Annotated in this window: 8 protein-coding genes and 1 pseudogene; 5 read left to right on the top strand and 4 right to left on the bottom strand. The window is 50.6% G+C overall.

The genetic code is table 11. The features are described from left to right. The first annotated feature begins 346 nt into the window (after positions 1-346). The 4 genes from nadC (at position 347) to NDI52_RS33545 (ending at position 4,324) form a co-directional block, all read left to right on the top strand. Entirely contained in the window at positions 347-1,210 is an 864-nt protein-coding gene (gene nadC, locus NDI52_RS33560; RefSeq protein ID WP_190775898.1) for a carboxylating nicotinate-nucleotide diphosphorylase, read from the top strand. 79 nt (positions 1,211-1,289) lie between these two features. After that, positions 1,290-2,363: a 23S rRNA (adenine(2503)-C(2))-methyltransferase RlmN gene (rlmN, locus tag NDI52_RS33555; RefSeq protein ID WP_190775899.1), complete on the top strand. Its 1,074-nt coding sequence runs from the start codon at positions 1,290-1,292 to the stop codon at positions 2,361-2,363. A 163-nt stretch (positions 2,364-2,526) separates the two neighbouring features. After that, entirely contained in the window at positions 2,527-3,816 is a 1,290-nt protein-coding gene (gene codB, locus NDI52_RS33550) for a cytosine permease (protein WP_190775900.1), read from the top strand. Between the two features lie 43 nt (positions 3,817-3,859). Then, positions 3,860-4,324: a hypothetical protein gene (locus tag NDI52_RS33545; protein ID WP_190775901.1), complete on the top strand. Its 465-nt coding sequence runs from the start codon at positions 3,860-3,862 to the stop codon at positions 4,322-4,324. A 3-nt stretch (positions 4,325-4,327) separates the two neighbouring features. Here the strand turns inward: NDI52_RS33545 and NDI52_RS33540 are convergent. After that, positions 4,328-4,513: pseudogene (locus NDI52_RS33540) on the bottom strand (response regulator transcription factor); the annotation flags it as partial. A 319-nt stretch (positions 4,514-4,832) separates the two neighbouring features. Here NDI52_RS33540 and NDI52_RS33535 point away from each other — a divergent pair. Continuing rightward, the gene (locus NDI52_RS33535; RefSeq protein ID WP_190775903.1) at positions 4,833-5,453 is read left to right on the top strand and encodes a TetR/AcrR family transcriptional regulator; all 621 of its coding nucleotides are present in this window, start codon (positions 4,833-4,835) and stop codon (positions 5,451-5,453) included. Positions 5,454-5,619: 166 nt separating this feature from the next. Here the strand turns inward: NDI52_RS33535 and argS are convergent, their stop codons facing one another. The 3 genes from argS to NDI52_RS33520 all read right to left on the bottom strand — a co-directional run bounded on the left by argS (position 5,620) and on the right by NDI52_RS33520 (position 11,947). After that, positions 5,620-7,377 carry an arginine--tRNA ligase gene (argS, locus tag NDI52_RS33530; RefSeq protein ID WP_190775904.1) on the bottom strand — a complete coding sequence of 586 codons (1,758 nt, stop codon included), beginning with the start codon at positions 7,375-7,377 and terminating at the stop codon, positions 5,620-5,622. A gap of 146 nt (positions 7,378-7,523) precedes the next feature. Further along, positions 7,524-9,527 (bottom strand): cation:proton antiporter, encoded by a 2,004-nt coding sequence (locus tag NDI52_RS33525; RefSeq protein WP_190775906.1) that lies wholly within the window; start codon positions 9,525-9,527, stop codon positions 7,524-7,526. A 173-nt stretch (positions 9,528-9,700) separates the two neighbouring features. Continuing rightward, positions 9,701-11,947, bottom strand: a complete 2,247-nt coding sequence (locus NDI52_RS33520) for a cellulose synthase catalytic subunit (RefSeq protein WP_190775905.1) — start codon at positions 11,945-11,947, stop codon at positions 9,701-9,703. Positions 11,948-12,513 lie beyond the last annotated feature (566 nt).

Below are 12,513 nucleotides of genomic sequence, written 5' to 3'. Positions count from 1 at the left end.
TGGCTCAAACGTGGGTGTTAAACGTTCAGCTTTTAGAATAGAAGCCTGAAAGCCAGTGATAACAGGGATGATAGAAAATATTAAGAAGCTCTCAAATGACCTTTAGAGGGCTGGGTGCTTTGCCCTTAACTCCCTCGACCAGGGGAACAAAGCCAGTTCCCCTAGTCCCCTTGGCAAGAAGGTTTTACGTAGGGCATATTGGCCGCTTCGCATCAGTGGGGTTCGGATCAGGTTTGGATGGGGGCGTTGAACTGTTGCATGAGTGCTGCACTATGGCTTCGTTGCTGTTTTTGCCCTTCTGGGGTGTGGCAGGATTGGAGGGCAGTTCTTTGTTTAGGAGACGTTTATGGTGGGGAACGGGGCAGCGTTGCCGACGGGGCTGGTGTTGGATGGGTTGTTGCGAGAGTGGTTGTTAGAGGATGTGGGGCGGGGCGATCGCACGACGGAAGCGCTGCAACTGAATCAGAAAGAAGGAAAGGGGCAGTGGATTTGTAAGGAAGAGGGAGTGATTGCAGGATTACCGATTGCAGTACGGGTCTTCCAGTTGTTGTCGGCAGAGGTGGAGGTTTTGCCGCTGGTGGCGGAGGGAGCAGTGTGCGATCGTGGGCAACCAATCCTAAAAATGGAGGGGCCGTTGGGGGTGCTGTTGACTGGGGAACGGGTGGCATTGAACCTGGCCATGCGGTTGAGCGGGATCGCGACGACGACACGGCGTTATGCGGAGAAGATCGCGGATTTGCCGACGCGGTTAGTGGATACGCGGAAGACGACGCCGGGATTGCGGGTGTTGGAGAAGTATGCGACGAGGGTAGGGGGTGCCTTAAATCATCGGATGGGGTTGGATGATGCGGTGATGATTAAGGACAACCATATTGTGGCAGCGGGGGGAATTGAGACGGCGATCGCCCAAATCCGGGCGCAGGTGCCGTATCCGTTAGCAATCGAGGTGGAGACAGAAACGCTGGAACAGGTGACAGAGGCCCTGCGGTTGGGGGCAGACATCATCATGTTGGACAATATGCCGCTGGAGACAATGCAGGTAGCGGTGGGGATGATTCGGGAAGCAAATAAGCGGATCAAGATTGAGGCATCGGGGAATGTGACGTTGGAAACGATTCGGGCAGTAGCGGAGACAGGGGTAGATTATGTGTCTACAAGTGCGCCGATTACGCGATCGAGTTGGCTGGATTTGAGTATGCGATTAGGTTGATTTTATGTGCGCGACGCACACATAAAATCAACTTCTCAAACAGGTTCTAAGATGGAGATTGGTGTATTTGGTTTTTCCCATGACTTCGGCTGTTTCTTCGGAACTTAGTGTCAACAACTCGAAAGGGGAGAGAGTGCCTTTGCTGGGGCAGTCTCTAGAGGAGTTGACGGCTTGGGTACAGGAGCGGGGGCAGCCGGCTTATCGCGGGAAGCAGTTGCACCAGTGGATTTATCAGCAGGGAGCGCGATCGCTCTCCGACATTTCCGTCTTCTCGAAGCAATGGCGGGCGGAAGTGGCAGATTACCCGATAGGGCGATCGCACATCCACTACCAATCTGAAGCGTCGGATGGCACTATCAAGTTTCTGCTGCGGTTGGCAGATGAGCAAATTATTGAGACAGTGGGAATGCCGTCAGAAAAGCGGCTGACAGTGTGTGTATCATCACAGGTGGGATGCCCAATGGCCTGTGATTTCTGTGCGACGGGGAAAGGGGGCTTCCTGCGAAACCTGAAGGTGCATGAGATTGTGGATCAGGTTTTGACCGTACAGGAGGCATTTGGACAGCGGGTCAGCAACATCGTCTTTATGGGGATGGGAGAGCCGCTGTTGAATGCCGAGAATGTGTTGGGGGCAGTGCGATCGCTCAACCAGGACGTTGGCATTGGCCAGCGGATGATCACAATTTCGACGGTAGGGATTCCGGGGCGAATTCGTCGGTTGGCGGAGCAGCATTTGCAAGTAACATTGGCGATTAGTTTGCATGCATCGAATCAGAAATTACGGGAGCAGTTGATTCCGAGTGCGCATCCCTATCCGTTGGAGGATTTGTTGGCGGAGTGTCGAGAGTATGTGCAAATCACGGGGCGGCGGGTGACATTCGAGTACATTCTGTTAGCTGGGTTTAATGACGAGCCAGAGCATGCAGAAGAGCTGGCACATCATTTGCGGGGATTTCAAAGCCATGTGAATTTGATTCCCTACAACCCGATTTCGGAAGTAGATTATAAGCGGCCTGATGAGCGACGGATTCAGCGGTTTGTACAAGCGCTTAAACAGCGGCACGTTGCAGTGAGTGTACGATATTCTCGGGGATTAGAGGCTGACGCGGCCTGTGGGCAATTGCGGGCATCTAAGGCCCCTGTGGAAGCGTAGAAATTTTGTTTTTTAATAGCGGTACGTCATGGAATCTACGCTGTGGGTTCCATGACGTACCGCTCTCTAGCGAAAGGGGGTTCTGTAGTCTCCAATACCACTGACTCAGGGGCAACATCTGAGAATATCTCCCATTGGGTAAGTTTTGGGGGATCTCCTTAACATGAGCACTACGACTGGGCCGGTGGCGGGCGATCGCTCCCAAGCGGCTGAAGATTTTCCGTTAACACCTGTTCCGATGGATGCCCGGAAACCTATTTGGTCTTTAGCACCTCTATTAATGGGTTTTGCCCTCACCTCAACAACTCTATTCGCTGGAGGCGCTATTGGTCCCGCATTTCCCTTCATCCAGATGTTACTCATTGTTCTAATCGGTAATCTCTTGTTGGGGGCATACTGCTCGGCTCTAGGGTTCATTGCTCAACGCAGTGGTTTGCCAACCGTGCTCATGTCTCGGTTTAGCTTTGGCAATATGGGTTCTCGGTGGGTGGATTTTATTCTTGGATTCACTCAAATTGGTTGGTATGCCGTCACCAATGCCTTTATTGCCAGTGCCCTAACGGAGCTACTCGGTCTACCCATCTGGTTCAATGTGGTGGGCACTATTTTCTTTACCTATGCTTTCTGCGTGACCGCCTATGTCGGCTACAACGCCATGGACTGGTTGAGCCGTTTGGCTGTGCCTGCTATGTTGATTTTGATTGCTATCAGTCTCACCTTAGGCTTCCGGGATGCAGGGGATTTAGCATCGTTGCAACCCACCGCTGAAATGACCTTTACTCAAGCACTGGCTGTTGTGATTGGAACCTTCATTTCGGGGGGAACTCAAGCGACTAACTGGAGTCGTTTTGCAGACACAGGTAAAAATGCGGTCTGGAGCACCGCACTCTCCTTCTTTTTTATCAATGGTCTACTGGTATTTGCAGGAGCATTCTGCACCCTGGTATATGGCAGCGAAGACCTGATTCAAGCAATGGCAACTCAGGGTATTTTAGCCGGTGGCATTGTCCTGCTGATCCTCAATGTTTGGACGACACAGGACAACACTATTTACAACTTCTCAATGGCTGGGACTAACTTCTTTCGCACAACAAAGCGGCATGCCTTCGTATTGGGTGGTGCAACGCTGGCTCTGGCCTTAGCCCTTTCTGGAGGAGCCGATCGCATCATTCCTTTCCTGTTGTTTTTAGGAGTAGTAATCCCACCTGTAGGCGGCATTATTATGGCGGACTTTTGGTTTCGGCATCGCGGACAGTTTCCTTCGTTGGACACCAATTTACCTGCATTTAACTGGGCAGGTGTAATTGCCTATGTGGTAGCAGCACTCACGGCTTACTTTACAAGCCAGACAGGGATCGGGGTTGGACCTATCAATGGCGTTATTATAGCGGCGGTATCGTACGCCATTTTGACCAAGGTCATTCCTCAACCTATTCGCGATACGTCTATGTAGTTTGAATTAGTTTGTTCATTTTGTACGCTAAAAATCATTCGGGATGCCAGTTCTAATCATGATCTCTGGCATCTTTTTTATTCACAATTTCCCGAAGGATAGTATTCCTGTGCTTGACTTGAGAGATTGTATTGTTTTGGAAGGACCAGAGCTAATCCCTCATCGATGCTCACGATTCGTGGTGGAGGGAGATGTGGTGCAGCGGATGGATTTGCAGGAGCCTTGTGGAGCGATCGCTCACGGCTCTCTCGTTATCATGCCTGGCATGTACAACAGCCACACTCACATGGGCGACTCCTGCCTACCGGATGGTGCAACAGATACAGGGGGATATTTGAAAGTGGGGCTTCCGGCGGATCTGGTAGTGCTGAATTTTCATCAACCGCACCTGAGGGCGAGCCAACATATTCTGGCCTCAATCCTAACCCGGGTGACGCCAGCAGATGTGCTATTAACCCTGCGACAGGGGACAGTGTTGTATCAGGCCGAAGAATTTGGAATGAATTAACTGTTACAACAAACCGTTGCGGAGGGCGAAGACGGCAGCTTGAACGCGATCGCTCACGCCCAGCTTATTCAGAATATTACGCACATGGGTTTTTACAGTATTAGGGCTCACAAAAAGGGCAGAGGCAATTTCAGTGTTTGTGTTGCCTTCCACAATCAGTTTTAGAACTTCGATTTCTCGGCTTGATAACTGAGTGGGAGGAAACGGATTAACAGCGGGCGCATTCGGGAAGGTACTTTGCATAGTTCTGGTTGGGAGATTCGGTAATGCAGATTAAATCCCAAGCTCGACAACTCAGGATTTACAGAGGCGCCTGAGAATAACCGACGAAATACTAAACTGTTCAGTTCATTATCACTATAATAAACTAAACAGTTTAGTATAATTGCGTCAAGAACAAGAAATACGGAACAGCTCGGTAAACCTGTTTCTGGGGAGTGTGCCTGTTGTGCCATGCCCTTCCGTATGATTGAAGTTCACAGGTATGTTGCTGGATTAGAACGATACGATGAATACACTCAAGCGGGCCCCCCGCGAGTTATCCCCTGAAAAGACAGAGGCCATTTTAGATGGAGCCATGCAGGAGTTTCTCACTCATGGCTATGCCGCTACCAGTATGGATCGGGTGGCCGCTGCCGCTGGAGTGTCGAAGGCAACCGTGTATAACCACTTTCAGGGAAAAGAGGATCTTTTCAAGGCGTTAATTCGGAGGCTAGCGCAGCGAAAGGAATTGTTTGCCCAGGAGGCTCTGCAATCCAGTTCTGGGGATCCAGTGGTTTCTCTCAAACGTTATGCCCATAGTATGATGGCTAATCTTGGGGCAGATCCTCAGGTGCTGACGTTTATTCGCATTGTTATTGGGGAATCAGGGCGTTTTCCTGAGTTGGCCCGCACCTTTGTAGAGTACGTTGAAAGACCGACGTTGAAGCGCTTAACGACCTACCTGGCAGAGCATCCCGACCTGGATCTACCAGACCCTGAAGTTGCCGCCCGCACTTTTACAGGAGCGATGGTACATTTTATTATCATGCGCGACATTCTTCATGGTGGAGATATTGTACCCATGGAGTTCGATCGCCTCCTCGACAATTTGCTGCCATTGATGCTTAAAGTTCGTGCCCAACGTTAACTTTTACTGGAATAGCCACCAAAAGTTAACGTTGTGTATGTTTTTTAGGCGATCGCAAGTCTATGGATATGAGAAACCCGGTGTTTTTAGAAACACCGGGTTTCTTTCTAAGAAACACGAACACTAGCTTATGGCAATCAAAAGGTTGCTATAAATCAACCCTTAATTACATCCGCTCTAGCACAGAAATACCCAGTAAGGATAGCCCTAACTTAATCGTCTGGGCTGTTAAATCACAGAGAATCAAGCGAGATGTGCGTAAGGGTTCTTCAGCTTGGAGTACAGGGCAGCGATCGTAAAACTGGTTGAACTTCTGGCTCAATTCAAACAGGTATTGGCACAGACGGTTTGGCAGCAAATCTTGGTCGATCGCTAACAGCGTCTCATCCAATTGAAGAATGTGCTTTGCCAGAGCTAACTCGGTTTCTTCCTGGAGGGAAATGGGGCTATCGACTCCCAAAGTATCGAAGTCGACGTTGCCTTTGCGACTGATGCCCTGAATACGGACATAAGCGTAAAGCATGTAAGGAGCAGTATTCCCCTGAAGAGCCAGCATTTTGTCGAAGCTGAAGATGTAGTTGCTAGTACGGTTCTGGCTCAGGTCTGCATACTTAATGGCACTGATGCCGATGACCTGAGCAGCATGGGCAATGAACTCTTCACTTTCCTGGCGGCCTTCTTCAGCAAAGCGGGTTTCTAGATCTTGGCGGGCGTGGGCGATCGCCTCCTCCAACAAATCCATTAACCGCGCTGCATCTCCAGAACGGCTCTTTAGCTTCTTACCGTCATCCCCCAACACACTTCCGAGAGGTGCGTAGAGAAACTCTTGGTCTGTGATCCATCCAGCCCGTTTGCCAACCTGGAAGATCTGGGCGAAGTGATTAGCTTGTTCCGCTCCGACCGGGTATACAACCCGGTGAACCTTATCCACATTGACCCGATAGCGAATAGCTGCCAGATCTGTTGTGGCATAGTTGTAGCCACCACCAGACTTTTGCACAATCATCGGAAGTGGCTTCCCTTCCTTATTCGTGAAGCCTTCCAAGAAAACGCATTGGGCACCCTGATCTTCAACCAGAAGACCCAGCTTATCCAATTCGGTGATCACGTCTGGGAGGAAGGGATTGTAGAAAGACTCACCCCGCAAGATAAGGGGTGAAAGCTTCATCAAATCAAAGATTTTCTGGTTAGTAGAGTTAGAAAGATCGCAGACAATCTGCCAGGCCCGGAGGGTTTCAGGATCACCTGCCTGTAACTCCACAACGGACTGACGAGCGACTTCCTGAAACTTTTCATCCTCATCGAACCGCTTCTTGGCAGCCCGATAGAACGAAGCTAAATCTCCCAGATCAATGGCACTGGAATCTTTTAGGGCATCCGGGTAGGCTTCGCGGAGGTAGGCAATCAGCATGCCGAAAGGGGTACCCCAGTCGCCCAGGTGGCTGATACGCAGGAGATCGTAACCTAAAAATTCGTGAATACGGGCCAAACAGTCTCCAATTACGGAGGGGCGCAGGTGGCCGACGTGCATTTCTTTGGCAATGTTAGGGCTGGGGTAATCAACGATCGCCCGCACACCCTGACGTAACGGCTCAACTCCCAATCGCGAATCTGTGCGAATAGCCTGGAGCTGTTGCTCTAAATAATCCAGAGTGAGGCGAAAGTTGATGAAGCCGGGGCCTGCGATCGTGGGAGTCTCGCACAGATCCGACACATCAATGTTTTGGACGATTTGTTCGGCGATCGCCCGAGGAGCCTGCCCTAATCGCTTTGCCAACGACATAGCCAGATTGGACTGGTAATCCCCAAACTTGGAATTACTGGCGGGCACGAGCATGGGGTCTGTGCCTGCCAGGTCGGGGCCAAAGGCGGCAATCAAAGCCTGCTCAATGCGCGCATTCAATTGAGCGATGGTCGAAATCATGGGTAATGGTAACGGTGTCCAGACGTTTGATTATAGGCTAGCCGTTTACCAAAATATAACGATTTTCGGGCTTCAAAGCCGAGAGTGCATGCTCTACGAGCATGCACTCTCGGCTTTGAAGCCCGAAAACTACCCGTCAGTAGCGTTTATGTGTGGATAGATTCTAATAATTTGGCGAAGGCTTCGTGTTCAGTGGAATTGCCAACAACAAGGAGACGATCGCCCTCCTCCATCACAACTTCGCCCGTGGGATACCGCAGCATTTGCTTTTGCCGCTTGATCGCCATTACAGTGGCTCCTGTGTGACGGCGAATATTGGCTTCTGCTAAATTCAACCCAACGAGCGGAGAGTAGGACTCCAGCGCGTACCAGTTATGTTGTAGACCTTCGATGGCCGTTTCCAGATCGGCGGCTCCCCAGTATTCGGCGCGTTCTGGAAGGATGTCACGATAGCGTCCGGTGCGATAGCGATTCACAATTTGCTGCACCGCATAAATGGAATCACCCAGGTTCAGCAGCATATGAGCGCCCATTTCCAGGGACGCTTCAAATTCGGGCTGCACCACTTCCTGGGCTCCCAACTGGTACAGCAGGTCAATCTCGTCGTTGGCATGAGCCCGGACGGTAATGTCGAGTTCTGGGGAAAGACTGAGGGCCCGGTTAAGGGTTAGGCGAGTTGCCAGGGGATCTGGTAGGGCGATCGCCATAGCTTTGGCCCGCTTCAAGTTGGCCTTTTCCAGAACCAGGGTACTGGAGGCATCACCAAACAGGTAAGGAATTTTGCGATCGCGCAAGGTTTGCAAGGCTGCTTCATTATTATCAATGACCAGAATGGAGTACCCCTGGAAATACAGCATCCGTACTAGGGTCGCACCCACACGGCCATACCCCACCACCACGACATGATCGACTAATTCCTCATCCAGTCCTGCCATATAGAGTGATACTGGAGTGCGGATCCAGGACCCCACCACCGGCAATTGTTCAAGGTATTGCAGGAGGTGAGGGGTAACTTTGAGCAAGAAGGGCGTTAGAACTAGGGACGCTGCCGTGATGCCCACAATCAGCCCATACTCCCGTTGGGAAAAGAGCCCGGCACTCTGAGCATTTCCCGCCAAAACAAAGGAAAATTCCCCTATCTGATTAATACCCAAACCTACGGTCAGAGCGGTTTTAAGGGGATAGCGAAAGATACAGACAATGAGGGTGGCGATCGCGGCCTTTCCAACCAGAGTCACCGCAACGAGCCCCAACAAAACCCATGCATTTTGTAAAAGAAATGTCGGGTCAATCAACAGCCCAATCGATGCAAAGAAAAGCGTGGCAAACACATCCCGCATCGGCAAAACGCGATCGAGGGCATGATCAGCATATTCAACATTAGAAATCATTAAACCGGCGACGAATGCTCCCATGGCAATGCCCAGTCCTAGAGCCTCAGTCAATAGAGCGATACCCAAACACAGGATTAGAATCCCCAGTAGGAATAACTCTTGGGAGCCACTTCTTGCCAATTGCCGAACCAGAAATGGGATAATAAATCGTCCTGCCAGGATAGCTCCCACCAGAAAGAGAGACGCTTTTAGAAAAGCGATCAACAGGGCAATGCCAATAGTTTCAGGGAGTTGAGTAAGTGCCGGAAGGACCGCCAGCATCAGCCCCAATCCCAAATCCTGAATAATCAGAATGGCGAGCATAATCTGACCGTGGACCGTCTGCACCTCATTTCGCTCAATCAAGCTCTTCAGCACGACGGCGGTGGATGAGAGGGACAGCACAGCCCCCAGGAAAATCGCTTTAGGAATCGTTTCAACCCAACCTGTCAAATACGCCAGTACACCGCCAAGAAGGATGGTGAGTAGGATTTGACCAGACCCACCTCCTAGAGCGATCGTTCGCAATCGCAGCAAATCCTTCAGAGAAAACTCCACCCCCAGGGCAAACAGGAGCAAGGCCACACCGACCTCGGAAAGCACCTGAATATCGCCCTCCAGAGCAATTAGCCCTAACCCGGCTGGGCCAACTACCATCCCCCCCAGCAAGTATCCCAACAACACAGGCTGGCGCGCTCGGTTAGCGATGTACCCGCCCACTGCGGCTGCCCCCAACACAGTCACCATATCGACAATCAGGGTCAGTTCACTTGCCATCGTTTCATCTCCGCCTAATCCTTCCTTCAGCGTACTCGTCCTGCTATGGTCAGAGCCAGGACCATTAAGGCGAGAGAGCATGGAGCTTAGCTCCACACTCTCTCGTGCCAGGGTTGCTTTAGAAACCGCTTTTTTGTGTGCTTCGTATACAAAAAAGCCCTTTCAACCAGTTTCTAGGATTGAGCAACGGCGATCGCCTGAATGTCCACCTTGCGATTAAACAGTACACGGGGTTTGAGCAGGACCCGGAAAAGCAGGAAGAGCGATCGCAACTCTCCAGGTGTTTGACGGCTCGTCCATTGCCCTGGGCGACAGAATAGTGCTTCGATCAACGCTCGTTGGGCTGCCAGGGGTAGGGGATCAAAGAAAACACGAACCTTTGGGGAAGCATCTGATGCGCTGACAACCATATGGCCTAACAGTGTCAATTCTTCCTCCATCAAATCCACTTTGACGGGAAGAGATTCGCCAGGGTGAATGGGCAAATTTGCCTGAGTGAGAGAGACTTCAGCCCCTTCCTCAGACAGCATGGTGGTTGTGCCCCAAAAGGTTTGCTCATTTACCTGCAAACGCACGGTGCGTCGCAAGGAGAACCAGGCGCTGGTACTGGGCCGAGGTACATCCAGCAAAATCAACAGACCCACCCCCAGCACAATCAAGTTATAGAGACTCCACATCCAACCTAAGGAAACTCCTCGAAAGGAATTCGTAGAAGATTGTGTCACCAGTAAGGTATTTCCCAAATTCAGCCACAGGCTTATAGCCGTTGCAACGAACAGAATGACCAGCGGTAGTGCAAGGTTCCAGTTATAGGTGAAGCGATCGCTCACCGTTCCTTTCGGTGTGACCCGGAATCCCTTTGAAAAAGGATTGAGCATCACCTTAATGACCGTCACCGCTAATGGAAAGCACAGTACCAGGGCATAAATATCAGACAGCACCGCTGACCGCGAACGGTAGTTCAACCAGGAAAACACAGACAATTGCACTAAATAAAACGGCAGGAAAAAGTACAGTAACTCTGCCGTAGTAGATCGAAAAGGAATGATGCCGAACGGATAAAACAAAGGAAATAACAGAAAACCAACTCGAGAAATACTAGTGAACCAGTGCAACAATCCTTCTAAATGCGCCAACCGTTGAAGTAGGGTTAAACCCGGAATCGTCAACGGATTTGATTTAATAAAGAAAGCTTGCAAGGTTCCTCTAGCCCACCGCAGCCGTTGTAAAGCGTGCGCTGCAATATTTTCAGCAGCCAGTCCAGCACTTAATTTCTCCCCTAAATAGATCAACCGGTACCCCGAAGCCGAGATGCGGATACCCGTGAAGTAATCTTCGCTGAGAGAATCGGTAACAAACCCACCTGTCTCTTCTAGGGTCTGTCGCCGTACAACAAAAGAAGTGCCTGCACAGATTACACTTCCGGCACCATCTCGAATAGGCTGAATTTGCCGATAGAAGACCTCCTCTTCAGGGGTTAATACATCTTCCAGGCCCAGGTTACGGGCAATTGGGTCGGTGTTATAGAAGGTTTGGGGCGTTTGCACCAGGGCCACTGTAGGATTCTGAAAGAAGCCCACGGTGCGGGTCAGGAAATTACGGGTGGGAACAAAGTCCGCATCAAAAACAACAATGAGTTCTCCCTGAGTCCGAGGTAAGGCATGGTTCAGGTTGCCAGCTTTAGCACTGCGGTTGTCGGATCGGGTGAGGTAATGGCAGCCCAATTCAGATGCTAAAGCCCGAATTTCAGGACGACGAGTATCATCCAGAATATAAATTTTCTTGTTAGAGTAATCTATTGCTTGGCACCCAATCACGGTGCGTCGCAGAATGAACTCCGGCTCATCATAGGTAGGAATGAGAATATCCACTGACGGCGTGTAATGACCGCAAATCACATCATGAGCATACGCATCTGCTTCACGACGACGATCGCGCACCCGCAACATAAGAAACAACTGAACACTGCCGCTGCCCATAACGATCAGTTCTAGAAACAGCAGCAGCAGACTGAACGTTCCATTTAAAGGAGTACTGAGGTTTAAGGTTGTGAGCGATCGCCACAACACATACCTCACCGTTAAAATTGCCAGCAAGCCGACGACGAGCACCCGTGACCAGGGGCGAGGCTGTGGCGACACCTTCATCACCATCAGCACCAGCAGGAAAAGGGCCGCAGGAAAAACCCACAGATAAGGTTCTACCGCTATAGGTACCCTCAGCCATGTAGGAGGCTGTTCTTGGAAATAATACAGATGGGTAAAAAAAGTCGTGATGGGGTCGTGCCCCGTGAACCAGGCGATGGCGATCGCCACAGCAACAAGCACACTTCCAACCATGACGAGAGTAGCCGTTTGGGGACGGCTCTTTCTCCAGCGGGCGTTTCGCACCCTTCGACGCACAAACTGAGAGGTTGTCATAAGAGAACTCCCGTCTAACGCTTTGTTTCGTGAACCACTCTGTAGGTATACGAGTTGATCAGCCGATAGGATTTAGAAATCTAAATTTTTGTGAAACAGCGTTTGACTATAACCCGTTTTCAAAGGCCAGAAGTGTTCAATCTGCACCCCAATTCAGGTCAATTAAACCCAGGCTAGATATTTTGGAAGCCTATGCCCTAAGTCGTATTTAAGCGATTTGAGCTTGAATCAGCCACGGTTGTTTTTGTGAGAGCCGTGCTCCGTACGGCTCTCACAAAAACAACCAGATTTTAAACGCTTGAAAAGCGCTGTAACTTTACTTGTTAACCTCAGTTCGGGTTAAGGGCTTTTTCGAGTGCCGCGCTTCGCGTGGCACTCGAAAAAGCCCATTATTGCGTGCGCGACGCGCACGCAATAATGGGCGGTTCGGCTTATCCCGAACTGAGGTTTGTTATACCAAACAAATATGAAGCTGCGCCAAACTAGAAGAGTCCTCTTTGAGGTGATGGGCGATGACAGGACGTCCTTTTCAAGTCACGGTGACGGAGAGCCTGGAGCAGTTAGAG

Source organism: Leptolyngbya sp. PL-A3 (assembly GCF_039962325.1).
Taxonomy (GTDB): domain Bacteria; phylum Cyanobacteriota; class Cyanobacteriia; order Elainellales; family Elainellaceae; genus Vacuolonema.
This window is presented reverse-complemented; position numbering and strand designations above follow the sequence as displayed.